This is a genomic window from Sporosarcina limicola (assembly GCF_014873855.1).
In the GTDB taxonomy this organism is placed as follows: Bacteria; Bacillota; Bacilli; order Bacillales_A; family Planococcaceae; genus Sporosarcina; species Sporosarcina limicola.
In genome coordinates, this window is record NZ_JADBEL010000029.1 from 1 (window position 1) to 24,923 (window position 24,923).

General features: G+C 38.9%; 18 protein-coding genes and 1 riboswitch. Of the genes, 13 read left to right on the forward strand and 5 right to left on the reverse strand.

Annotated elements, in window-relative coordinates:
• The first annotated feature begins 374 nt into the window (after positions 1 to 374).
• Positions 375 to 917, forward strand: a complete 543-nt coding sequence (locus tag H4683_RS17745; protein ID WP_192600172.1) for a hypothetical protein — start codon at positions 375 to 377, stop codon at positions 915 to 917.
• A 5-nt stretch (positions 918 to 922) separates the two neighbouring features.
• Positions 923 to 1,480, forward strand: a complete 558-nt coding sequence (locus tag H4683_RS17750; protein WP_192600173.1) for a hypothetical protein — start codon at positions 923 to 925, stop codon at positions 1,478 to 1,480.
• On the opposite strand, the gene H4683_RS17755 is transcribed toward H4683_RS17750, so the two are convergent.
• On the reverse strand, positions 1,403 to 1,840 hold the full coding sequence (locus H4683_RS17755; protein WP_192600174.1) for a hypothetical protein: 438 nt from the start codon (positions 1,838 to 1,840) through the stop codon (positions 1,403 to 1,405). The two genes, H4683_RS17750 and H4683_RS17755, sit on opposite strands and share 78 nt — an antisense overlap.
• 498 nt (positions 1,841 to 2,338) lie before the next feature.
• On the opposite strand from H4683_RS17755, the gene H4683_RS17760 reads away from it, so the two are divergent.
• The 6 genes from H4683_RS17760 to H4683_RS17785 all read left to right on the forward strand — a co-directional run bounded on the left by H4683_RS17760 (position 2,339) and on the right by H4683_RS17785 (position 14,885).
• Positions 2,339 to 3,811 (forward strand): TIGR02677 family protein, encoded by a 1,473-nt coding sequence (locus H4683_RS17760; RefSeq protein ID WP_192600175.1) that lies wholly within the window; start codon positions 2,339 to 2,341, stop codon positions 3,809 to 3,811.
• Positions 3,808 to 4,980 carry a TIGR02678 family protein gene (locus H4683_RS17765; protein WP_192600176.1) on the forward strand — a complete coding sequence of 391 codons (1,173 nt, stop codon included), beginning with the start codon at positions 3,808 to 3,810 and terminating at the stop codon, positions 4,978 to 4,980. Before H4683_RS17760 ends, H4683_RS17765 begins: the two co-directional genes overlap by 4 nt.
• Positions 4,977 to 9,092: a TIGR02680 family protein gene (locus H4683_RS17770; protein ID WP_192600177.1), complete on the forward strand. Its 4,116-nt coding sequence runs from the start codon at positions 4,977 to 4,979 to the stop codon at positions 9,090 to 9,092. Before H4683_RS17765 ends, H4683_RS17770 begins: the two co-directional genes overlap by 4 nt.
• Before the next feature lie 5 nt (positions 9,093 to 9,097).
• Entirely contained in the window at positions 9,098 to 10,366 is a 1,269-nt protein-coding gene (locus H4683_RS17775) for a TIGR02679 family protein (RefSeq protein ID WP_192600178.1), read from the forward strand.
• Positions 10,367 to 10,460: 94 nt separating this feature from the next.
• Positions 10,461 to 13,556 carry a hybrid sensor histidine kinase/response regulator gene (locus tag H4683_RS17780; RefSeq protein WP_225942196.1) on the forward strand — a complete coding sequence of 1,032 codons (3,096 nt, stop codon included), beginning with the start codon at positions 10,461 to 10,463 and terminating at the stop codon, positions 13,554 to 13,556.
• A 180-nt stretch (positions 13,557 to 13,736) separates the two neighbouring features.
• Positions 13,737 to 14,885, forward strand: a complete 1,149-nt coding sequence (locus H4683_RS17785; protein WP_192600179.1) for an MFS transporter — start codon at positions 13,737 to 13,739, stop codon at positions 14,883 to 14,885.
• A gap of 69 nt (positions 14,886 to 14,954) precedes the next feature.
• On the opposite strand, the gene H4683_RS17790 is transcribed toward H4683_RS17785, so the two are convergent.
• Entirely contained in the window at positions 14,955 to 16,151 is a 1,197-nt protein-coding gene (locus H4683_RS17790; RefSeq protein WP_192600180.1) for a coenzyme F420-0:L-glutamate ligase, read from the reverse strand.
• Between the two features lie 111 nt (positions 16,152 to 16,262).
• Here H4683_RS17790 and H4683_RS17795 point away from each other — a divergent pair, with 111 nt between their 5' ends.
• Positions 16,263 to 17,147, forward strand: a complete 885-nt coding sequence (locus H4683_RS17795; protein WP_192600181.1) for a LysR family transcriptional regulator — start codon at positions 16,263 to 16,265, stop codon at positions 17,145 to 17,147.
• A 14-nt stretch (positions 17,148 to 17,161) separates the two neighbouring features.
• Positions 17,162 to 17,764: a class I SAM-dependent methyltransferase gene (locus H4683_RS17800; protein WP_192600204.1), complete on the forward strand. Its 603-nt coding sequence runs from the start codon at positions 17,162 to 17,164 to the stop codon at positions 17,762 to 17,764.
• Positions 17,765 to 17,987: 223 nt separating this feature from the next.
• Here H4683_RS17800 and H4683_RS17805 read toward each other — a convergent pair whose 3' ends face one another.
• Positions 17,988 to 19,928 carry a GTP-binding protein gene (locus H4683_RS17805; protein WP_192600182.1) on the reverse strand — a complete coding sequence of 647 codons (1,941 nt, stop codon included), beginning with the start codon at positions 19,926 to 19,928 and terminating at the stop codon, positions 17,988 to 17,990.
• A gap of 124 nt (positions 19,929 to 20,052) precedes the next feature.
• On the opposite strand from H4683_RS17805, the gene H4683_RS17810 reads away from it, so the two are divergent.
• Positions 20,053 to 20,229: a hypothetical protein gene (locus H4683_RS17810; RefSeq protein WP_192600183.1), complete on the forward strand. Its 177-nt coding sequence runs from the start codon at positions 20,053 to 20,055 to the stop codon at positions 20,227 to 20,229.
• Between the two features lie 67 nt (positions 20,230 to 20,296).
• Here H4683_RS17810 and H4683_RS17815 read toward each other — a convergent pair whose 3' ends face one another.
• The gene (locus H4683_RS17815; RefSeq protein WP_192600184.1) at positions 20,297 to 20,524 is read right to left on the reverse strand and encodes a hypothetical protein; all 228 of its coding nucleotides are present in this window, start codon (positions 20,522 to 20,524) and stop codon (positions 20,297 to 20,299) included.
• A gap of 253 nt (positions 20,525 to 20,777) precedes the next feature.
• A riboswitch (cobalamin riboswitch) is annotated at positions 20,778 to 20,976 on the reverse strand.
• Positions 20,977 to 21,098: 122 nt separating this feature from the next.
• Here H4683_RS17815 and H4683_RS17820 point away from each other — a divergent pair.
• On the forward strand, positions 21,099 to 22,331 hold the full coding sequence (locus H4683_RS17820; RefSeq protein ID WP_192600185.1) for an MFS transporter: 1,233 nt from the start codon (positions 21,099 to 21,101) through the stop codon (positions 22,329 to 22,331).
• Between the two features lie 4 nt (positions 22,332 to 22,335).
• Here the strand turns inward: H4683_RS17820 and H4683_RS22235 are convergent, their stop codons facing one another.
• Positions 22,336 to 23,172 carry an AraC family transcriptional regulator gene (locus tag H4683_RS22235; protein WP_420826583.1) on the reverse strand — a complete coding sequence of 279 codons (837 nt, stop codon included), beginning with the start codon at positions 23,170 to 23,172 and terminating at the stop codon, positions 22,336 to 22,338.
• A 352-nt stretch (positions 23,173 to 23,524) separates the two neighbouring features.
• Between H4683_RS22235 and H4683_RS17830 the strand changes: the two genes are divergently transcribed.
• Positions 23,525 to 24,919 (forward strand): YfcC family protein, encoded by a 1,395-nt coding sequence (locus H4683_RS17830; RefSeq protein ID WP_192600186.1) that lies wholly within the window; start codon positions 23,525 to 23,527, stop codon positions 24,917 to 24,919.
• Positions 24,920 to 24,923 lie beyond the last annotated feature (4 nt).

The window sequence follows — 24,923 nt, forward strand, 5'->3', positions numbered from 1 at the left end:
GTACTCCATTTTTACTTGTCATTTGAGTCGCCTCCGTATAATTTACTTAATCATATCACGTTAGCTATCTACGACTTCTATCCTAACAGAGGGGGTTATCAAGTTAGGGAGTGTGTCATAATGGTAGAAATAACGACTACTGTCGAAATAGTTCCATATAATTAGCAATGGAAAGTAGCATTTGAAAAGATAAAAGAGAGGTTTCTTAGAATTCAACTTTTTTATCAGGGACAAAGCTATCTTATCGTTGTTCCAAAGTATGGTGAGGTTACAATTACTTATGCTGTTTCTAAATTTGAATTGGTTTATAAATCTCTATATTATTCCTTTATAAGTAGGATTAATATATACTTTAAGGTGAGTAGGTGATGAAAATGGAGACCCAATCATCGATTGATGTGAATGAAGTTATTATAGAAAGAATACAACGTATCTTTGATGTCGCTGAAGAGTATGGGTTGCTAGGGATAGTGAGGGAAAATTTAGTTATTCATTCATCTGAGGAATCGGATAAAATAGCTTATACTTTGGATGTATCAAAAGCAAAGTTCGGACAATATCTAGGGTTTCAAATGAAGTTAAATGAAGATGCTTTTGCTAACGCTAAAGATCTCTCTATAACAAAATTACGTAGCTATTCATACCATGGATTCCACTTAGAGAATCCTAATAAACATTTTATAAGATTTGATTACGAACCTTTTAAAGAAAGATATGCGCCAGTACATATAAATGCTTATAAGCAAAAATGGGGAGATCATTTAGTATTTCCGGATGATACTAATTTAGATATTTCAAAAATGAGTAGTCCCATAGCTATGAAGATTTTTAATCGCTATGCAAAAGATAAAGGCGATTTTCCTACTAACCAAGAAACTAATCAACCATATGTAGAGATAATTAAAAATGGGAGGTAAAAATGATGAGTGAAATAAAGTCTGTTTATATTGAAAACGTGAAATACTGTGTCGACAATGGAATCAATAAATTAATTATGTTTATTAAAGATGAAAAGTCTATTTTAGAAGTGAAGTCATATTTAGAGGGAAATGAAATTGAAATAGAGTTAATTGCCATTACATTTCCTGCTAACGAAAAAATGTATGTTTTAGATGAGGACGATGAATTGAGTGAATTTGTTCCGGGGGCAGCTGATGGTAATAAAATCAGATGTATATTGAAAGAAAATAAGATTCCATTAGTCTCCAGTGCATTACCATTTGAAGGCATTGTTATCCCAGGAGATAATTTTAATCCATATAAAATTATAGAGCAAACTTTGAATATGGTAAATCCAGGACTTCCCAATCTCGTACAAGCATTATTAGTTGCAACTGACAGTGGTCTTGTAGTACCTAAAGAACGAGTCTTAGTTATGAATGCTGGATTAGCTATTGATGTATTAAGTACGAATACCAGATTCCTGTTTCATCCGGAAGAGGGAATGCAAATTAACAAAGTTATTCATATATATAAATAAGCAAGGAAGCCAACCGGACTCCTTGCTTTTCTTTTTAACGTATTCTTTTGTAGAACTTTCCTTTGAAATTTGATTGATAAAAGGTTTATTATTTAAAGAGCTTTCGGATGAAGAAAGATGATTTAAATCTTCCATTGACCCATTGAAGTTAATGAATGTATCAAGCGTATTGATCCACTTATCGTGAACATTTTCTGGCATGTTTGTAGATAAAGACTTATTTTCAATAAAACTTGAAGTATTGATTTTATACTCATCCTCTAATTGAAGCAATTCTTCGCGTGCGGCGGCAGGTTGAATCTTGAAATTTTCAGCAGGTAAAACATCCTTTAATTGATCTAACATATTTTCGATGTTCATATATACACCCTCTTTTCATTTAGTGTACCTACTATTTAGATTAATAATACATCAAGTAGTGTAAAACTTAAAGAAATATCACTTTTAAAACCATTATCTAACAAATTGAAGCAATGAAATGTGAAAATGAAATACTGTATTTTTGAATAATGTCCTTAGGTTAAATCGTATAGAATTACACGAAATGAAGATGCATTGTAAGTGTTGGTATTATTATATGCAATTATTTAAAATGTATGAAACAAAAGAACATAAAAAATATGCAAACCTCATCTAGCTGTATCGCAAGGAATCCTATTATTGGAAGGAAGATCAAAGGCCAGCAAATACAAATTGCATAAAAAGTGATGTTAGTGTATTAAATACAATACAAGTGGACCGCAAATCAGTCTTGGTTGTCCGTGATATAAACATGTCAATGAATAGGGCGAAGATTTTTGATAGGCAGGTCATGAAAGTACGCTAATGGTACAAGTATTCTGAAGAGGAGGGTTCATAATGGAAGAGCAATTTAAAAAAGTACAAGAAGCGTCTTATTTATCGACAGAGAAGAGTTGGGCTTATCGTGCTATTCTACGATTCTTTTATGTTCAGCACGAGCGAATGCGAGAGTTTCTATTACCTGAAGAGGTTTTTACAGATTTGAAGAAGAGTGTTTCCTTTCATGAATATACAATAGAGGAACTTCATGTTGATCTTGGTACCCTTGTTAGATGGGGAAATCTCCATGCGCAGCAGGAAAGTGGTAATGTAAAAACAATTGAAGAGTATAAGAGAAAAAGATTTAGCTATCAGTGCACGCCATATACTGTCGAATTTGAACGTATGCTTACCAATTTTGAGCAGATGGGAGATACGTTCGGTGGTTCTCTTGAAAAAACGCAATTTGAACGGCTATATCAATCGTTACAAAAAGTAGTACATTCAGATGCCGATAACGATGAGGCATGTGCGCAGAACTGGGATGATGTGTTGACATATTTCAAGAAAATCACACAAAATACGTCCGATTACTTTGCTTATCTTAGAAGTGAAGACGCAAATGAACAAATGAGGTCGGAAGCGTTTCTTTTGTATAAAGATCAATTTACGACGTACTTACGGGATTTCATCATTTCTTTACAACGAACTGCCTCACGAATCCAAGAGTTGCTTAATTCTATGAAGTTAGATTCTATGAATGCTTTCTTTGAGAAAGTTATAAAGCATGAAGAAAAAACATTTCGCTTCGAACAAATTGGGACAGATCCTTATGTGGAATTGGTGGCTAAATGGGAGAGTTTAAAAGATTGGTTTACTAGTGGTGAAAATAGCCAGTACGAAACCTTGCAGCGGCAAACGAACGATGCAATACGACGGATTACACGTATCGTTCAGCGGTTGGGAGAGCGAAGTCAGCAGTTTCGAAGCAGAAAAGACGATTATTTGCACCTAGCGAATTGGTTTGAACAATTGGAGTCCATTGAACAGGCTCATGAGTTATCGGCTGTCGTTTTCGGTGTTTTTCATACACGCCATTTCCATGTGGATGATAATCTACCGACGGATGATATTTACACGGATATATGGAATGAAAACCCGATGAACCACGAAACATTACCCAAAATAAGGGCATTTCGAGAAAGGACAAAAGCAACAGAAATGGCGGATCACAGCAGCAAAAAAGAAGCGATGAAACGTCGTGTATTAGAAGAAAGAAAACAAGAACAAAAGGTGATTGAAAGTTATATGAGAGAAAAAGAAATAGTTCTAGACGAGCTGCCGGTCATTGAACCATATGTAAGGAAGTTGCTCCTCACCTGGATTGGAAAAGCAATGGTTAGAGAAGATCGAACAATCAAAACGGAGTTCGGAACAAAAGTAAAAGTAATTCTTTCCAAGCATGAGAACATTCAACTGAAGTGTGATGATGGAGTATTGGAAATGCCAAATGCACGCTTCGTTTTTATAAAGGATGGTGTAAACGGTTGAATGAGCGGGGTGAAACTTTTGATGAGCAGGCAGTTGAGGCGCTGGGAATTTTATTTGAACAGTTTTGGGTTTTACGTGTTGATGAACCGGACGTTTATAAAAAGATTAGAGAACGGGAACATATATTGAAGCGGTATATTAGTGATAAGTTCGGATTTGATTTGATTATCCACCAGCATTTCATCAAACTCGAAAAAATACCGGTAGACCCTAAAAGTTGGATGGGCATTCAGGCATTTATGGACCCGATGGATTATGCAATCTTTTGCTGTATTTTAGCATTTACGGAACAACGATCGGTTGACGAGCAATTTCTACTATCCGATTTGACGGAAAGTGCCCAAGAAATATACCCTGGGGAGCTTCCACTTGATTGGACAAACTACCAACACCGTCGTTCACTAGTACGGGCGCTGAAAGAAATTGTTAAGTTGAAGTTAATTGCGACAATCGATGGAAACCTTGAATCGTTTCAGTCGAACGAGGAAGAAGAGGTGCTTTACGAAGTTACGGTATATGTACGATATTTTATGAGATCGTATCCAGACGACTTGTTCCGGTTTAAAACGCTAGAAGAAATTCTTGAGCGTGAGTGGTTGCGTCATCCGGACGATCGGCGGCGTAAACGGGTTTATAGAAAGTTACTTTTTTCACCGATTGTCCATCGGGAAAGTGAAGAAGATCCCGATTTTGCCTATATTCGTAATTACCGTAACCGGTTACGCGATGACTTGGAAACAACCACGCCGTTTCGGTTAGAAGTGTTTAAGAATGCGGCACTTTTGACGTTAACAGAAAAGAAAAGGCGTTATACGTTATTACCAGATCAAAGAGGAATTAGTGATGTAGCACTCCATACAATGGCCCATCTGCGCGGTAAAGAAGAATGGGAACCGACAGAACTTGGCACAATTCGTCTACCCGCTTCAACGCTCAATCAAATTGTGCGAGAAACAAAAGAAATTTATGGACACGGCTGGAGCAAACAACACCGTGAAGAAACGGTTGAGGAAACGACCAAACAACTTTTGGAACTTTGGTACGAGTGGGACTTGGCGGAAATTGAAGAAGAGGACAACGGAATGATTATTATCAAATCTGGGGCAGGTAGAATGATTGGACATTATCCAAAAGACTATTTAATAGAAAGAAGTGAAAAGAATCTATGAATGATAAATGGAAAATGAATCGAGCAGGTCTATTAAATTTTTGGTATTACGATGAAGAAACATTTGACTTTGAAAACGGAAAACTATTACTTCGGGGAAGTAACGGCTCTGGAAAATCGGTGACGATGCAGAGCTTCTTGCCCATTTTATTGGACGGTAAAAAATCGCCGGACCGATTAGATCCTTTCGGTTCGAGATCCCGTAGAATGGAAGACTATTTACTTGGGGAAAAAGAGATTACGAATCGGGAAGAACGCACGGGCTATTTGTTTATCGAATATAAAAAAGAAAATACGAATCAGTACATAACAACGGGTATCGGGATGCAGGCTAAACGTAATCGTCCATTGAAATCGTGGGGGTTTGTCATCACGGATAACAGAAGGATTGGCTATGATTTCGATTTATATAAAAAGGAAAGTCAGGGAGGGGATAAAGTCAAAATCCCTCGGTCACAAGTGGAATTAGAAAATGCAATCGGCAACGGTGGTGAGGTCGTCAAAACCAACCAGGAATATATGGAACTCGTCAATAAACATGTATTTGGCTTCTCGACAACAGAAGCCTATGAAGATCTCATTAAACTGCTCATTCAACTTCGTAGCCCCAAGTTGTCAAAAGACTATAAGCCGACAGTTATCTATGAAATATTGGAAGAAGCTTTGCCTCCTTTATCTGATGAAGATCTTCGGTATTTGTCAGATTCGATTGAGCAAATGGATCAAACGAAACAGCAAATTGAACAGCTTGATAGGGAAGTCGTTGCACTAAGGAAATTGTTAAAATCCTACGATGCATACAACCATCGCATATTATATGATCAAGTGAATGAGCTGAAAAAAACAAATAACCAAGTGAGAAAGGAACAAGATGAGCAACAGCGACTAGTGAAAGAAATCCAGAATCTTGAACTGGAAATTGAACAGTTGACGATAGAAATCCAGGGGTTGGAGCATAGTGAGGAGTCGTTGAAATCCACAAGCAAACGACTCCAAACTCACCGGATTTGGTCATTAGAGGATGAGCGTGCAAAGGAACAAAAGGAATGCGATCGATATAAAGGAGAACAGGCTAGAAAAGATGACCGACTGGAAGGGTATTTGAAAAAAGAGCGTCAAAGTATGCAGAAGAAAAGCGAATTGAAGAACGCGATTGATTCGCAATCAAATGAATTGGCCGAGCATTTGGAAGAGATGTCCTATGGAAGTGAGCAAAGTGCTTTTGGGGGTCACGAACAAAATGTTCTTGATTTTAACCGGTATCGTACGGAGCAATTCCCTTTTGATATGTGGAAACAAGAAGTGAATGCTCATAATGAACTACTCGAGCTTGCCGCCATGAAAATACAAGAGTTCGAACAGTTGAAAGAGAAAATTCAACAGAAGCAAAAAGATATTGGTGATGCTGAGTTTGAGCGCGACAAATACAGAGATGACGAAAAAAGCTGGCTGAACACGTTTACCGAAGATAAGCAAAAGAAAATAAGTGAAATCCATGAATGGTCTGTATCCAATAATCAGTATGAAATAGATGATGCGGCATATCAAAAGTTGGCAAGGACGATTGAAGAATTGTATGAACCGCATTCATATGGTGAATTGAAAAGTGGTTTCCATTCAATTGTCCATTCTTTTGACGAAGCACTTCATCTGTCTAAGCTGAAAATTGAAAACGATATCGAAGTACAAGGAGACAAGAAACAAAAGAAACTTAAAGAACTCGCTATGCGTAAAATTCAAAAAGATCCCGAACCGGATCGACATCCCGACACGATAGAAGCACGTAAAAAACTTTCGGAAAAAGGGGAGATATTCGCCTCTTTTTATGAAGTGATTGAGTTCCAACCTCATGTTTCTGATGAAGTGCAAAAACGGATTGAAAGTGCATTGATTGAAACAGGATTACTGGATGCGCTCGTTACGAATAGAAATGTTCAAATTGAGCATGACCGGATATTGAAACCTCAACCCAACTTGTTAGCAAATACACTTGCGGACTTTATTAGAGTGGACAGTGAACAAACGGTCATTCAGGCAGAACGTGTGGAAGAGATATTACAAAGTATTTTGATAGGGAAGGAAGAGGGACTTATTCAACTTGACGTTGACGGGTCTTACCGAATCGGCATAGTAGACGGTCATGCGGTTCCGGTCGATGAGGTCCGATATGTCGGTCGTGAAGCGCGCAAACGTTATCGTGAAACGCTTATTCAGCAATTGGAAATGGAACTTGTAGACATTGAAAGTACTATTAGACATTTCAACGGGAAAAAGGCGGATCTTATCCGTAAGCTTGATGATTCAACCGCTGCGTGGCTTCGCTTTCCTTTAGATGATGACCTACAATCGAGTTATAACTATATGTTGGATGCGCGTAAAGGGGTCAAGTTTCATAATGGAAGAATCGAAAAGCTATCTGAGGAAAGGCTTCGTTTGGATGAGGATTTTCAAGTAATGAGAATAGAAATTCATGAAAAAACACATTCTTTTACACTTGAACAAACATCAATTGCATATAAAGAGGCATTAAAGCATTCTCGTGTTTATGAAAATAGCTTGAATGACTTTCATCGAATGCATCAGAGTTTTCTCCACAAATTAGGGAGTTTGGATAGTGCACAAGATTTATTAAAGGAAGTCCAGTTTGAGATAGATGAATTGAAAGGCGAGCTAATCATTTTAAGTGGTAAAATTGACATTGCCGAAAAAAGTATTAAGCAAATGGATGAGGAATTAGCCTTAGAAGGTGCAGAGGATATTCGCAAACAAATTCGCAAAGTACAAGCAGAACTATCCGAGGTTGAGAGCAGTCTAGCAGATAAGAACAAGACGCTTCCGGCGCGAAATGAGCGTAGGAAATCTTTGGAGGCTGCAATGGGGTTATCCATTGAACAGCTAATGTTTTGGGAGAACATGCAAAGTAGTTGGACAAAAGCTGTCGGGTTGGAATTGAAAAAAGGTTTCATTGAAATTGAAGAAATGGATGTATTGGACATTTCGCGCATTGAGGCAGGCTTGTCTTTAGATGCCTCGAAGGATAAAAGTCACATAGAATCGAAACTTACAAAAGACTTTTTCGAAGTTTCAACCGATTTGACAGAACACCGCATGAGAGAGAGTGGAGCAGAAATCCCAGTTGAACCATGGATGCAAGATGTACAATCGGTTGAATGGCAGTCAATCATTGACCAATGGAAACAAAAGACGACTCGTCGGATTATCGAATTTGATAAAAGAGGTGTTCAGGTGAATCCCTATGTATTATTTCGAGAGGTGTCACAGGAACAATTCATTCAAGAAAATAGATTAAACGAACAAGACAAAGAGCTGTACGAAGAAATTCTGTTCAACTCTGTTGGTAACAAGCTGCGTAGCCGTATTAGGCGTGCGGAACAATGGACGGATAAAATGAGGAAGTTGATGGAGAGCAGAGACTCTTCGTCTGGTTTGAAGTTTTCAATTAAATGGCGCCCGAAAACAGCAGATTCTGAACAAGAAATGGATACAAAAGATCTTGTGATGATGTTAAAGCAAGATGCCAATTTATTGAAAGATGAAGATCTTGAACGTATAACGAGTCATTTTCGTTCGAAAATCCAATCTGCTAAGTCATGGATTGAGGAAAAAGGGGATGGACAGACACTTCTTCAAGTGCTAAAAGGCGTTCTGGATTACAGGAAGTGGTTTTCGTTTGTTCTTTACTATGAGCGAACAAATGAACCAAGACGTGAGCTGACGAATCACAAGTTCTTTACATTTAGCGGTGGGGAAAAAGCAATGGCGATGTATATACCGTTATTTACAGCTTGTTATTCACGTTATCAGGAGGCGGACGCTTCGGCACCGTATATCATTTCACTCGACGAAGCCTTTGCCGGAGTTGATGAAAATAACATTAAGGAAATGTTTGAGATTGTGGAACATCTTGACTTTGACTACATTATGAATTCCCAAGTGTTGTGGGGCGATTACGAAACAATCAAATCGCTAGCAATCTGCGAGCTTATTCGACCGAAAAATGCTGACTTCGTAACGGTAATTCGTTATAAGTGGGACGGTCAAACGTTAATTGAAGTACCGGATGGGGAGAAGCAGAGTATTGTGACGAGGTGATCGGAATGAATGACTTATTAGATGACGCTGTCCAGTACTTTAAGGGAAAAAAAGTCTATAATCAACTTTTTTTAGAGTTTAGGAAAAAGTTCGAATCGCTTGGGCGTATTGGTGGCACTATCAAGCTGGATACTTTTGAAGAAATAGAACTTGAACCGATTGCTCTATTTTTTGGGACAACAGTTAACGCATTATTAAATAAAAATGTGTTATCACTAAATGATTTTGAATGTAGCTTACAGCAAACAAAGTTTGAAGAAATTGGCCTCCATATGTTATTGGAGGCTTATTTCGACGAGAAGGTTGAATCGAAGAAATCCATGAAAGAAGCATGGATAGTAAAGGAAGATTCACAGTTAGAAAAATTGTCTGAGGAATATTCGTCTATGGCCTCTTACTTTTTATATTTACATGGAAGAAGCCGTGATTCTGGCTGGATAATAAAAATGATTTTTGAAGCTGAGTTTTTACTATCGGTCAACTATTTAGCCAAAGCTTTAAATGAACTTCCGGTGGATTATGAGCGTCTTCCTTTCTTCAGTCAGCGGATAAGCGGAAATCCACATACGTTTGACTTGTCTACTGTTACTGGAAAGCTATGGATTCATCTTTTACATTTTAAACAGAATGGTGGTGGACCACCTCCAACAAATGTAGAAGCGATTAACGATTTATTACTAACTGTTAGGCTATTGCGGGACGATATTACGAACTTTGTGTCCTTTGCTAATTTGCTCGGAAAGAAAGACGGATGTTTTCATCCTGTATGGCAAGCTGCAACGACTACGAGAAGTGTCGTCAATATACCCCTTCGAGAACTGTTGAAAATTGAACAAGTACTATCATCACATGATAGTGAAAATATTTATGTGGTGGAAAATTCTGGAGTGTTTTCAGCTCTTCTTGATGAAGTGCCGGACATACCACTTATATGTACGCATGGTCAGTTCAAACTAGCGGGGTTGCGTCTTATCGATTTACTTGTGGAGTCCGGATACATTCTTCATTATGCGGGCGATTTCGATCCTGAAGGTCTTTCGATGGCAGTAAGACTATTACAAAGGCATCCGCGAAACGTGAAATTATGGAGAATGGACATAGAATCTTATGAATTATCGAAGCCCTGTGTGGAACTTGAAGAACGTCTAAATAAACTAGAAGGAATAAAGCATCCTTCGTTGTTGGACTTGGCTATGCGAATCATGCAAACAGGAAAAGCTGGTTATCAAGAAGCATTGTTGGAAGTAATGATTGCGGATATTAGAATGAACTAGGTTAAATCGAAAGTATAAGATATCAAATAGAGTAAAGATTTGAGAGACTGTAATTTCCTCTATTATGAAGGTTAAACTAAGGGGTTAGGTCAAATTGTCGAACAGTTCAAAAGGTATTGGGAAATGGAATGTTTTTTTTATAGTAAGTCTGTTTTTAATAATCCTTACAGGCTCGCGTATACTCTGGATCGTGTCGTTTCATAATACGGATCAACCTTACGCTGTGGATGGGGAAATGGATTTACGGGACTGGGATGCCACGAAAGGTCGTACAATTAACCTGGATGGCCAGTGGGAATTTTATCATCATGTATGGCTAGTGGGTGATGAAAATCAAAAGGAACCACTGGGAGACAATCCTCAATTCATTCAAGTTCCAGGAGATTGGAGTGCTTCCTTACAGCCAGAAGATACCACTCCGTATGGTTATGGTTCGTATCGTTTACGAATTCTTGTTAATCCAGAAAACGATTTAAACTACAGCATTCGTATTCCAAGCGTTCGGAGCTCGTCGGCGTTGTATGTAAATGGCCGGTTGCTGGCCAAGTCGGGAGAGCCAGGGGAGAATGAAAGAGAGTATGTTGCACAGAATGTCCCCTACTCATCCACCTTCACAACGAACGGTAGCAATGTAATCGAGGTTGTTGTTCAGGCGGCAAATTTTAAGGATCCTCGTGACAGCGGTATCGTTCGGTCGATTAAGTTCGGGATGGAGGATGCAATTGTTCGGGAGACACAACTATCCGTGGCCATGCAGCAAATGGTTGCTGTCGTATTTCTGATGCATGCCGTCTATGCGCTTATTTTGTTCCTGGTGGGAACCCGGGAGAGGAGATTGCTTTACTTTTCTCTGCTAACAGTAAGCGCAATGTTTACTAATCTTCTCGGGGGCGAAGAGAAATTCTTGCATTATTGGTTCTCGATTGACTATGAATGGAGCTTTAAGTTAGTCCATCTTTCAATGATTGGTATTGCATACGCTCTTTTTCAATGTATAGTGCCCCAGTTGCCCGCATATTGGCGCAAAGTGGTTCCGGGGTACGTCGCTCTTTGTGGAGTCACTGCATTATTGTCGTTGTTCCTGTCAGCTAAGTATATTGTAATGCTCCAGCCCTTGTATATTATGCTCATTGTGACTTCTATGCTAATAACTATAGTGTCCCTGCTTCGTACGTCCATGAAGGATATCAAGGATAATATTTTATTGATTCTTTCCCTTGTTGCGTTTGCAAGCAGCTTTGTTTGGTGGGGCTTTTTCCTTACAACGGGAATAAAAATCGTATACTATCCGTTTGATTTAATTGTATCGACGGCTTGTTTTGCATCTGTCTGGTTCAGACGCTATTTTCAGGTTCATTTTGAAACTAAGAAACTCGCAGCAAAGCTTCAAAGAGCAGACAAGAAGAAAGATGAATTTCTCGCCAATACATCTCATGAACTGCGAAACCCGCTTCACGGCATACTCAACATTTCACATGCCGTTCTGGAAAGAGAGCAACATACGCTAAATGAAAGAAGCATCAGGGATTTGGGGACAGTTCTGTCTGTGGGACGCCGAATGTCACTTATGTTAAACGATCTGCTTGATGCGATGAGCCTGCAGGAGAGTGCCCTCCGGTTGCAGTTTCGTAGTTTTTCCATCCAGACGATTACAACGGGCGTATTTGATATGCTCCATTTTATGACGGAGGGAAAGTCGGTACGGCTAGTGAATCATATTCCTAAAAATTTCCCGCAAGTGTTTGCCGATGAAAATCGGGTTATACAAATTGTATTTAATTTGCTTCACAATGCGGTGAAATACACAAACGAAGGTGAAGTTTCAATTCAAGGATATGTGAAGGACGGAAGGGCACACATTGTGATTTCGGATACAGGTATTGGCATGGATAGGGAAATGATGGGGCGCGTGTTTGAGCCTTATGAGCAAGGAAACCCCGTCAAGACAATGATTGAGGGAGGATTTGGGATTGGGCTTAGCGTTAGTAAACAACTGGTAGAATTGCACGGAGGAACGTTGCAGGTCAGTTCTGTTCCCAATCAAGGTTCGAAATTCAGCTTCAGCTTACAGTTATCTGACTCAACCGATTGCCTAGTAGAAACAGAGACCGAAATTGCTGCATCGCTTGTTGTGGAATCGACATTGGACACTTCTTCGGCACCAATCGATTCAATTGGTGGACAGCAGCCGCAGATATTTGCCGATCGACCGAGAATATTAGTCGTAGACGATGACCCCGTTAACTTGAAAGTACTCGAAACGATTCTTTCATTAGAACGCTATGATATTATGACGGTAACGAGCGGTAAAAAAGCGCTGGATGTATTGGGGTCCAGGGAATGGGATTTGGTTATTTCCGATGTCATGATGCCTCAAATGTCCGGGTATGAGTTGTCACGTACGATTCGTAAACGATTCACGCTCACGGAACTTCCGATTTTGCTTCTTACTGCAAGAAGTCGTTCTGAGGACATCGAAAATGGGTTCCTATCGGGCGCAAATGATTATGTGACGAAGCCAGTGGATGCGTTGGAAATAAGGTCACGAGTTCGAGCGTTAACCGAAGTGAAACAATCTGTACGTGAGCGATTGCAAATGGAAGCGGCTTGGCTTCAGGCGCAAATTCAGCCTCATTTCTTATTCAACACATTGAATGCAATTGTAGCTTTAAGTGAAATCGATTTGAATCGGATGCGTAAACTGCTCGAAGTATTCAGTAACTTTTTGAGGGATAAATTTAAGTTTCAAAATGTTGATGAGCTTGCTCCGATAGAAGATGAGTTAAGTACTGTGCGCTCATATCTGTATATTGAACATGAACGATTTGGCGATAGGCTTCAAGTTGATTGGGAAATAGATGAATGTGAGCAATTAAAGATCCCTTTGCTTACAATCCAACCTCTAGTTGAAAACGCCATAAAACATGGTATTATGAAGCGTTCTCGTGGGGGAAAGATTCTTATCCGAATCTCAAACTATGAGACTTATGCAGAGATATCGGTTGAGGATGACGGCATTGGGATGGATGAAGGGTTGTTGCAACGAGTACCGGGAAGAAGATCGAACACTGGATCGGGAGTCGGTCTGCTTAATACAGATCTTCGATTAAAACGGCATTTTGGAAAGGGACTTCAAATTATAAGTAAACCGGGCCATGGAACTTCGGTATCGTTTATCGTCCATAAATGAGGTTCAATATTCCATTAGCATTGAATAAAGCTTAGTCCGTCACCTAAGAAAGTGACGGAACTAAGCTTCTTCATCTTTCTTTATTATAGCCTGAAGCTATGGTTTGTATAGAAAAAATAGTATTGAACTATTATAAGCGTGAATATATACTAAATGCAATGATAGAAGGAGATGTCTCAAATGCGTTTTGTGTATCTTATTTTAATTACGTTTTTTGTTTCAATAAATTTAAGACCCTCGATTACTTCTGTAGGTCCTTTACTAGATATTATCCAAAAGGATTTAGGAATGAGTGGAGTGACCGCTAGTTTAATAACTGCGTTACCTGTTTTCTTTATGGGTCTATTTGCAATCTTGGCTATTAAACTAAATAAACGATTAGGAATGGAAAGGTCCTTGGTTATAGCAATGCTGTTAATCTTCGTTGCTACATTCCTTCGCATGTTCGTCCATAATAGTTTCTTGTTGTTTGCGACAGCTTTATTCTCAGGGATTGGAATTGGTATTGCCGGACCATTAATCACTGGCTTTATAAAAAAATACTTCCCAGAAAATCCGGGTTTAATGGGGGTTTATTCCGTATCAATGGTGATTGGGGCAGCGGTTGCATCTAGCTTCTCTGTACCTTTGTACCAAAAGTTCAATGAGTCTTGGCAATACTCGTTAAGTTTCTGGAGTATAGTGGCGGTTCCAGCAATTTTACTGCTTCTCCCGTTTCTGAAAAATGCGGAAAAGAGTAAAAGTCCGCTAGCTATTTCATCCTTATTTGTGAGAAATAAACGGGTTACATTATTTATGTTGTTTTTTGGTTGCATGGCGGCTATCTTTTATTCGATAACAGCTTGGCTAGCTCCAATCGTACAATCAGTAGGTTTTAGCTATTCTCAATCAGGGATGATTTTGACGCTGTTTACAGTCATTCAAATTCCAGTAAGTTTCTTAATTCCTATACTTGTGAGCAAAACGGGAAATAGAAAAACGTGGTTGCTAGTCTGTAGTCTTTTCGAATTAATAGGAGTTGTCATGCTACTGCTCCATTTCTCTCCATGGGTAGCGACTGTTTTTCTTGGTATTGGGGCTGGCGGCTTATTTCCTCTGGCACTACTTCTCCCTATTCAAGAAGCAAAAAATATTGAAGAAACAATATCTTGGTCTGCCATGATGCAATTCGGTGGTTATTTGTTAGGGGCGCTTGGTCCTGCATTTATTGGGTTAACAGCAGATGTTTTTGGAAACTATGTTCCAGCTTTGTTCGTGCTAGTGATCGTTCTTTGTCTGATGCTTTTTACGATTTTTAAAATAGGGAACAAAGTTAAGACGGCAGATTAAATTACCGAATTGTCGATATGCAAAAAAGCAATGCCGGTAAAAACCAGCATTGCTTTTTTGCATATCCTATTATTTCGTAAAGTTATCAAAATAACCTTGGATAAAGACAATCGGTGTTCCTTTATCGCCGCTTCCTGACGTTAAATCGGATAGGGAACCGATAAGGTCAGTAAGTTTTCTAGGTGTTGTCCCTTGTGCTTCCATCGCACCTACAAGATCATCTTCTTTATTATCAATAAAATGTGATATCGCTTTTTTAAGTTCGTCGCCCCTTAAATCGGCAAAGTTGTTATCGGCAAGATATTTTAATTTTATTTCATTCGGAGTACCATTGAGTCCTGCTGTGTAAGCAGGGGATACAACTGGATCAGCAAGTTCCCATATCTTACCTACAGGGTCTTTGAATGCACCATCTCCATAAATCATGACTTCAACATCTTTTCCAGTCTTTTCTTTGAGCATATGCTGTATTTTATCAACTGTAGGTTGGCAATTACGTGGGAAGAGTTTAACATCATCTTCTGTTGATTTGTTTGACCCCAACAGACCATAATCTTCGTTATAACCACTACCATCAATAGAAGCGGATACTATATTATCGAGACTATAAACTTTATCTCCACCATTTGCTTTTAATATCTTTTTCGTTCTAAATCTTGTGTGGATATCACAAGTCAAAACATTTTTTGTGTAATCTAGAATTGTTCTTGGGTTATTTGAGAAGATTACTTCACATTCAACACCGTATTCTTCAATTAATGATTTATAGTAATCAATATAATCAACACCAGTAAAGGTATGTTTGTTATAGCCAAAATGTTCGCGGAATTGTTTTTCTGTTAAAACATCTGTCCAAGGATTAACGCCCTTTTCATCGAGCATATCTAAATCAACTAAGTGATTACCGACTTCATCAGATGGATAGCTTAGCATTAAAACGATTCTTTTAACGCCTTTTGCAATACCACGAAGACAGATTGCAAAACGATTACGGCTTAAGATAGGGAATATGACGCCGACAGTTTCGTCTCCGAATTTTGAATGAACGTCTTTAGCAATATGCTCGATTGTCGCATAATTATTTTGAGCGCGTGCAACGATGGATTCTGTTATAGAGACGATATCTTTATCGCCAATGGTAAAGCCTTCAACTTCCGAAGCTTTTAACACGCTATCTACAACGATTTCCTCAATATTGTCCCCACGATTTATTATTGGGCAACGAAGACCTCTAACAACTGTTCCAACGACTCTTTCTTTTTCCAATTGTATCGCTCCTTAGTACATCTAAATTGTATCTGTCTACTTGTAATATACACCACTTTAATGGTATAAGTAAAATCAATATATCGAATGATAGGTATAAGGGGCGTTTATATGGTTGGCAAATTAGATTTATATAAAATATTTTGCAAGGTAGGAAAAAGTGAAAGCTTTTCAAAGGCAGCAAAAGATCTTTTCATGACACAACCAGCTGTTAGTCAGGCGATTATGCAATTAGAAAAAGAATTAGACACACGTCTTTTTAATCGATCCCCTAAAGGAGTGTCTTTAACAAATGAAGGCAGTCTTCTATTTGAGTATGCCAATTCGGCAATTAATTTAATTCATGTTGGGGAAGAAAAGATTTTAGAATTTAAGAATTTAACAGCTGGAGAATTAAGGATAGGTGTCGGGGATACGATTTCTAGGTACTTTTTACTGCCCTATTTAGAGGCTTTCCATAATAGCTATCCGAACATCAAGTTTACGATTGTGAACGGGACAACCTTTGAACTTTGTGCGGTTTTAAAATCAGGAGGGGTGGATATTGCAATTTGTAATCTTCCGATTGATGATTCTACATTAGAGTTGAGATCCTGTTTTGATATCCAGGATATATTTGTTTACGGGGAAAAATTCAAGAAAATATTAGCTAGACCAATAAGTCTTCATGAATTAATAAAACTCCCACTCATCTTTCTTGAATCAAAATCAAATTCCAGAAAGTATGTAGAGGATTATATGCTAGCTAAAGGTATAAAGATTTCTCCAGAGTTTGAATTAGGCTCACATGATTTATTATTGGAGTTTGCTAAAATCAATTTAGGGATTGCATGTGTGACTAAAGAGTTTTCCAAAGAGTATTTAACTAAAGGGTTATTACATGAAGTACAATTAATTGAAGAAATACCAAAGAGGAATGTAGGTGTCTGTTTTTTAAAAAGTGTACCTCTATCACCAGCTTCAACAAGGTTTGTTGAGATGGTGGAAAATAAATGAATCGAGGTAATTTAATGAACGAAAAAGACCATGATCGATTACTCCGTATTAAAACGGCTGGGGCACGTGAATGGCTGAATCAATCATCTCATTATAATCGCTATGAGGCGACCCCTTATGCGGCATTGGAGGAGCTTTTTCAGGATTATGAGGTGAAGAAGGCAGATGTCTTCGTAGATTTTGGCTGCGGCAAAGGGCGGCTATCGTTTTACATTCATAATCGTTTCCATGTATCGGTGACGGGGATTGAGATGAGTGGGCAACTGTATCAGGAAGCACTGGAAAATCAGGCGAGTTATATGCAGAAGGCCAAGCGTGCGGGTGGATCAGTTCGATTTGAATGTGGTTTGGCAGAGGAGTATGAAGTGGAGCCGGGGGATAATCGATTTTACTTCTTTAATCCTTTTTCCATCCAGATTTTTATGAAGGTGATCGATACTATTTTGTTGTCAGTCGAGATGCAAAAGCGATCTGTGGATGTAATTCTTTATTACCCGACGGACGATTATAGTGAATTTCTTGAAACGAGTACCCCTTTTGTTCGTTTGAAAGAAGTGAGGATACTAGAGCTGTATGAACAAGATGACAATGAGCGTTTTTTGATTTATCGGTTATAATTTTAATTGAATATATAAAGATTGACTAAATGATTCCACTAAATAACGCTTCGCCGCTAGGGTATGCCTCCCGCCATAAGCCAAGCAACTTCGCCGCCAGTCTGGGCCCCCCACTAACCCTTGGAAGGCGCCTTCGCTGGATTGGCAGGTCACTTTCAATAGTTCAACATATATAGATAGATTTTAACCACGTTCAATTTAGAGCGTTATTTTTCGTTGTATTCTAAAGACAATGCATGGCGTCTTCCGCTTGATGCCAAGGGACAGGGTATCCTTTTCCTTTGGCGCAAAAAATAGAAGTGGATGTGTACTGCGGATCGGCCTCTTTGTTGTACCCGGTTTTTTCAATGACTTGTTCGGGATTATGACATCGATCGTAGCCACCAAATTTCAGAGTCAAGATACCTTTGCCGTTTGTTAAGGATGCAAAGGTTGTACTGTAGTTCATGAAAGTGGCGACGGGTACCCGTCCTTTGATGATTGTTTTGTCGCCGATTGTTTCGGGTGGTTCGAAGCTGCCATGTGCTTGCTGAATATCGGAAAGTACACGCCCGATATGGTCTAATTCGATTTTTAGCTTAAAGTCGTAATAAGGCTCAAGTAGGTTATTTTCCGCTTTTTCTAATCCTTGTCGTAAAGCTCGGTACGTTGCTTCTCTAAAATCACCGCCTGAAGTGTGTTCATTATGGCCTCTTCCCGTAAGTAATGTGATTTTGACATCAGTGAGGCTTGAACTCGTTAGCAGACCGTGGTGATTCCGTTCGAATAAATGATGACGAATCAGATTTTGATGGCCAATAGATAGGTCATTTGCATGACAAATATTTTCAAACGAGATGCCACTATTTCTTTCAGTAGGCTCGATTTTTAAATGGACTTCTGCATAATGTTTCAGCGGTTCGAAATGGCCGTAGCCGTTCACGGTTGTTGCGATTGTTTCTTTGTAAAGAATTTTGGGCTTGCCGAAAGAGATGTTGAATAAAAAACGTTCTTTAACAATTTGCTCCAAGACTTCGAGTTGGATGATTCCCATGACATGAACGTGGATTTCCTGAAAATGTTCATCCCAAAAAACGCGTAAGGAAGGATCTTCTTCGTCCAAAAGGTTGAAGCATCGCAAAATTTCTTTCACATGGATAGATGAATCAAAAATGACCTTGGATTTCAGGGTCGGAATCATCTCAAAGGTTGCTTTTTCTTTGAGCGCGCCGATGCCGTCACCTATCATCGCATTAGTTAGACCAGTCACCGCGAAAAGTTGACCAGCATGGGCTTGATTGACAGTAGTAAATTTACTACCGTTGTACATTCGAATTTGTGTAATTTTCTCCGTGATTTCGCCATAGGTCACTTCGTCTCGGACGCTTAACGTTCCGCTCAATGACTTCAAGAAGGTGACTCGATTGCCGTTGTCATCATGGCGAATTTTGTATACGCGCGCAGCGAAATCGCCTTCATCGACGTAGGTTGTTTCCGTTAGTTGGTCCAGCTTCTCGAAGAATTCAATGACACCGACATCTTTCAATGCTGAGCCACACGCACAAGGGTATATTTTATTGTCACGGATGAGTGTTTTGAATGTTTGTAGCCATAATTCTTCGTTATATCCTGATTCCATATAGTGTTCTAGAAGAGTTTCGTCGCGCTCAGCGATGAATTCGATTAACTCTTCGTGCATAACTCCTTCGTTGAAAGCGGTCGTGAGATTACATACATCTTCCGACAGATTGGCGCGGATGTCGCTTAAAATGTTATCTACATTCGTCGCTTCACGATCGGTTTTATTGATGAAGAAAAATGTGGGGACTTGATGTTTTTGCAGTAGCTGCCACACTGTTTCCGTATGGCCTTCCACACCGTCGACAGCACTGATAATGACGATAGCATAATCCATTACCTGGATTGCTCGTTCCATTTCCGGGGAAAAATCGACGTGGCCAGGTGTATCGATGATTGTATAGGTGGAGTCGTTGTAGGAGATCACTGCCTGATCGGCAAAAACAGTAATACCTCTCTGTTTCTCTATCTCATGACTATCCAAGAAGGCATCTTTATGATCCACGCGTCCTCTTTGGCGAATACTTTTTGTATGGTACAGTAGCTGTTCAGAAAAAGTCGTTTTTCCCGCGTCTACATGGGCGAGTATACCGATTGTTTTATACATTCCGTAACCTCTCTTCGTCTCGTGCACATATTTTTATTATAACATTGGTTGGTTATAGTGAAGTGAAATGGATGATTAATGCTATACTATAAGGATAAATCGTGTACGAGGAGGCTAATGGATTATGCAATATTCAATAAAAAAAATGGAGCAACTGGTGAGGGAAGATTCCAATTTGACGAAAGAGCTAAAACAAATCATGAAGGATCATGACTTGGAAAAGAATTTTGCGCTGAAAGCTTTGTATCATTCAGCAGTAAAAGATGGCGGCAAGTATCAGAAGGATTATCAGGAACTTTAAGTATGTAAAATTAGGAAAAGACGGGAGAATTGAATCTCTCGTCTTTTTCTATGCATTTTTTACGGTGTTACTCTTCAGAGTGACCGACGATTTCGTCCACTGTCTGGTCGTACGCCTTTTGTAGATTTCGTGAATAGCTACATTTTTCTTCGTCTTTCAAATGGGGGATTTCTCTAATCTGTTCCTCGTGGTAGATGTAAATTGACTCGAGCGATTGTGATTTTGGCGCTACATAGTTTATCATCAGTCCATCTTTAAATGCGTTTACATAGTATTCCTTCGATCCAAGTTTCATGTGTAAAATCCCCTTCTAGTGCAAAATAAAAAGCATCTTCTTTGTCAAATAAAAGAGGATGCTAACATGCGTAAATTTGTATGGTCGATTGTTGCCGTGACGAATGGTTCGTAAGCGGGAGAGTGACACAATGGCACGCATAGTGAAATAAGAGGAGTGTGACCTTTTCCGTTTACGTTTTTTCGTACGGCGGCATTTAAAAATCGTTGTTCGAACATAGCCGCACTTAACACCTCCTATCCGCGTAGGTTTTTGGTGTGTACTGAAAAAGGCAGGTCTCCTGGCTCATGATCATTGCTTTCTTTTCCCTTCCCATCAGCTAATGTGAGTGCTGGCAGTGGTTCCGAAAAAATCGCTCCCATTTACAGTTGCGGGACAGCGTCGGTTTTGCACCGAACTTCCCTTTTAAGCTTTATTCCAAAGAAAAAAGCACCTATTTCTACACGTTATTCAGTTGTTCTTTCACTATAACATATGACTTTGCACGAATCTTCTTCAATTGTTCTAATAATAGCAAATTAGGACAAGAAATTAGTTATCGTCCTCCCTATAATCAAGCTAAGGGGGAGAGAAAATGAACAGATTAAAGTCACAAGATCCATATCGAGTTTATATTTATACCTGTTTCTTATCACAACTATTCTTTACATTTATATTTACGGTGAATTTGTTGTATCATGTGAAAATTGTCATGCTTGAGCCGCTTCAACTTGTTTTAGTTGGGACCGTTTTGGAGCTATCCGTTTTCCTTTTTGAAATTCCAACGGGGGTAGTTTCGGATGTGAAGAGCCGCAAGCTTTCTATTATAATAGGTTACTTTTTAATAGGAATTGGTTTTTTAGTTGAGGGGTTATTCCCTTACTTTGTAACTGTTTTATTGGCACAGATCATATGGGGAATTGGCTATACGTTTACTAGCGGTTCTCGACAGGCTTGGATTGCTGATGAAATAGGTGAAGAGCGTGCTTCATCGGCATTTATTAAAGGTGCAAAGGCGGGTAATCTTGGGCAAGTCATTGCAATCCCTTTAAGTATTTTGACCGGTTATTTTATGATTAATCTACCCATCATTATTGGTGGAGTATGTATGATTGGATTAGCCGCATATTTGGTTTTCTTTATGAAAGAAGAGAATTTCAAACCATTGGATAAGGTAGGGAAAATATCTATATGGGTAAACATGAAGGGAAATATGGGGAAAATTATTTTTTATTCTAAAGCCAGTTTCATAATGAGAATGCTATTCCTAATTGCTTTGTTTGTTGGATTTTATAGCGAAGGTTTTGATCGGTTATGGATGTCTCATTTTTTGGTGGTATCCAATCTATCAGCCTTGACTGATGAAGAGCTCGTGGTGGTAATGGGTGGCATTCAATTTGTAGTCGTGCTAGTTTCTTTTACAGCACTTCACTTTATGAATCGCAGTTCTATCTACCAGAATCTTAGACCTATTTATGTGGCTCTTTTTATAGGAAGTGTATGTATTATCATAGGATTAATTGGATTCGCGTTGTCAACGTATGTAATTGCTTTGCTGGTCTTTTATGTAATGATCCAAGTGACGAGACAGGTAATGTATCCATTAGAGGATATTTGGTTGAATAAAATCATTCCTGATTCCTCTACGCGTGCCACTTTCTTCTCGGTAAAGGGTCAAGTAGATGCGATTGGTCAAATTGGCGGTGGCCCAGTTATAGGAATTATAGCATCGAACTTTGCGATAAAAACTGCGATTATTGTGAGTGCACTATTAGTAGCGCCGGTACTATTTCTATATAAAACTATTTTAAATAAATCTAGAGGGTGATTATTCACCCTCTAGATTTATTCTTAATTGGCAGGTAGATTTCCATAACTATCTTTTCATACTCCCAGTCATGGCAATGTTCATCATAGTATTCAAAATCATAGCCCTTTTCATCGACTTCATAAAGAGAATGGGGTAACCAATTTTCCAAAATATATTGCCAAGTCCCTTTGATTGCGGAAACAAACTGTTCCGTTTTAACGGACGGGGTCTTGAAAACTGCATAAGTTGCGGCTGGAACTCGAAATTTGATCAGTCCATCAGGTATCGGAGTGTTTTGATCATAGTTCACTGCGAATAGATAGGTAAAGTAGTCGTTTATTTGCGCGTTACTGAGATTAATACAATATTCACCATGTTCTTTAGGAGCTAATAGTCCGTATAGCGTTCTTTCGATGGATTCGTCTGCTGAAATTCTTTGATCCCAAAAGGCAGGGGCATCTCTTGTATATAAGATCTTTTCAATAGCACTTTCAAATGTTTTACCTGCAATAGTAAAAGGTTGTTTCTGAATAATTTTGGGTTGCATAACGATGCCACCTACCTTTTTTTTCTGGAGATTTAATAAGTCAGGCTTTTGAGGTAATGAGGTTGGACAATGAAGCCTATATAAGCTTGGAGGGCTTCCGAAACATTTCTTGAAAGCTTTAGTAAATCCTGAGTGAGTTTCAAATCCATAATCCAAAGCAATTTGAATAATTTTTTCTCCCCGTACTAGTTCATACAATGCGTATTGCAGCTTTCTTTTTAAGACATAGTCCATCACGGTATAACCAATCTGTTTATCAAATATTCTATAAAAATGATAAGGAGAATACCCAACCATTTTGGCTAATTCCACGGGATTAATCTCATCTTTAATATGCTCGTCTATATAATCAATTACTCGCTGTAGTAAGGTTACTTGTTGGATAAAAACCGCCTACCTTTTAATTTAATAAATTGCTGTTCCGTATTTTGTGTTGTGATCTTAGAAGGCGAAGTACATTATACTAATTCTATCATTTTGTAGGGGTGCGTGAGTATATAATTTGGGGACCTAAGAATTTTTGATTATCTATTATTTCGAAAAATTTTAGAGGGAAGAATTCTATTTTCGATAGAATAATTAAATAGGATTAATGCAAGTTTATAAGGTATAATGAATAATAACTTATAGACTGAATTACTTTTAGTCAGAAAAGGGGTAAGTAATGAAGGATCAGGAAAAAAAGAAATTTACAATTCCGCATACATATGCAATTATTTTCTTTATTGTTATTTTAGCGATGGTAGCAACATATCTTGTACCTGCAGGAGAGTATGAGAGGGAATTGGTCAACGATAAGCAGGTGGTTATTGCTAACAGCTATACACATATTGAAAACTCGCCGGTAACCCCATTTGGGCTCTTCACTGCGATTCCATTAGGGATGCAAAAAGGTGCGCAAATTATTTTTTATATTTTTCTTGTGGGTGGAGCTTTTGGAATTATTCGAGCGACTGGAGCAATTGAGTCAGGTGTAAATAGACTGGTCACGAAAATGGAAAATCATGAAAAGTTATTAATCCCAATAATAATGATCATGTTTTCAATTTTAGGTTTTACAACTGGTATGTCCGAAGAAACGATTATTTTTGTTCCGATAGGGATTGCGGTGGCACGGGCGCTAGGCTATGACGCCATTGTGGGAACAGCAATGGTTTCTACAGGTGCCGCAAGCGGATTTATCGGTGGAATGATGAATCCATTCACGGTTGGAGTGGCCCAAGGGATTGCAGAAATACCACTTTTCTCGGGGTTCTTGTTCCGCTCAGTCGTCTATGTATTTGTCTTGTCGATTGCGATTCTTTATGTAACGCACTATGCAAAGAAAGTAAAAGCGGATAAGCGTAATTCAATTATTTATGATTTGGAAATAATTGCGAAGCGGGATCCCAACGTTGGAAGTGAGTTTGCTCCATTTACAAAGCGCCATGCGTTGGCGTTGCTAACATTATTTTTTGGGGTCGGAATAAATATGTATGGTGTATTCAAATGGGATTGGTTTTTGAATGAGCTTGCTGCATCGTTTATTATCGTCGGGTTTGTAGCTGGTCTTATTGGTGGACTTGGTATAAATAAAACATTCGACTCTTTCGTTGAGGGAATGAAAATGGTTGCCTTCGGTGCGCTCATTGTAGGTTTTGCGCGTGCGATTTTAGTCGTACTTGAATCAGGAGTCATCATCGATTCATTAATTTATTATTTGGCAAGTGCAATTTCAAACTTGCCTGCGACTTTAAACGTTTTGGGTATGTTTGTTATTCAAGTTATCTTTAATTTCTTCATTCCGTCTGGTAGTGGACAGGCTGCTACAACCATGCCAATCATGGTGCCACTAGCAGATTTGCTTGGCATCGAACGACAAGTAGCTGTACTGGCTTTCCAATATGGAGACTCCATTAGTAACTCAATCATTCCTACGTCTGCTGCATTGATGGGGTATCTGGCAGTTGCTCAAATCCCGTATGAACGTTGGGTGAAGTTCATTTGGAAACTGATTGTAATCTGGCTTTTAGTTGCTGCAATTGCTCTCGTTGTTGCTGTTTGGGTGGGTGTTAGCTAAGACA

What these genes read in the sequence shown, in the direction of transcription:
- H4683_RS17745 (WP_192600172.1), top strand. Translation starts at nt 375, where the DNA reads ATGGAGACCCAATCATCGATTGATGTGAATGAAGTTATTATAGAAAGA.
- H4683_RS17750 (WP_192600173.1), top strand. Translation starts at nt 923, where the DNA reads ATGAGTGAAATAAAGTCTGTTTATATTGAAAACGTGAAATACTGTGTC.
- H4683_RS17755 (WP_192600174.1), bottom strand. Translation starts at nt 1,840, where the DNA reads ATGAACATCGAAAATATGTTAGATCAATTAAAGGATGTTTTACCTGCT.
- H4683_RS17760 (WP_192600175.1), top strand. Translation starts at nt 2,339, where the DNA reads ATGGAAGAGCAATTTAAAAAAGTACAAGAAGCGTCTTATTTATCGACA.
- H4683_RS17770 (WP_192600177.1), top strand. Translation starts at nt 4,977, where the DNA reads ATGAATGATAAATGGAAAATGAATCGAGCAGGTCTATTAAATTTTTGG.
- H4683_RS17775 (WP_192600178.1), top strand. Translation starts at nt 9,098, where the DNA reads ATGAATGACTTATTAGATGACGCTGTCCAGTACTTTAAGGGAAAAAAA.
- H4683_RS17785 (WP_192600179.1), top strand. Translation starts at nt 13,737, where the DNA reads ATGCGTTTTGTGTATCTTATTTTAATTACGTTTTTTGTTTCAATAAAT.
- H4683_RS17795 (WP_192600181.1), top strand. Translation starts at nt 16,263, where the DNA reads ATGGTTGGCAAATTAGATTTATATAAAATATTTTGCAAGGTAGGAAAA.
- H4683_RS17800 (WP_192600204.1), top strand. Translation starts at nt 17,162, where the DNA reads ATGAACGAAAAAGACCATGATCGATTACTCCGTATTAAAACGGCTGGG.
- H4683_RS17805 (WP_192600182.1), bottom strand. Translation starts at nt 19,928, where the DNA reads ATGTATAAAACAATCGGTATACTCGCCCATGTAGACGCGGGAAAAACG.
- H4683_RS17810 (WP_192600183.1), top strand. Translation starts at nt 20,053, where the DNA reads ATGCAATATTCAATAAAAAAAATGGAGCAACTGGTGAGGGAAGATTCC.
- H4683_RS17815 (WP_192600184.1), bottom strand. Translation starts at nt 20,524, where the DNA reads ATGAAACTTGGATCGAAGGAATACTATGTAAACGCATTTAAAGATGGA.
- H4683_RS17820 (WP_192600185.1), top strand. Translation starts at nt 21,099, where the DNA reads ATGAACAGATTAAAGTCACAAGATCCATATCGAGTTTATATTTATACC.
- H4683_RS17830 (WP_192600186.1), top strand. Translation starts at nt 23,525, where the DNA reads ATGAAGGATCAGGAAAAAAAGAAATTTACAATTCCGCATACATATGCA.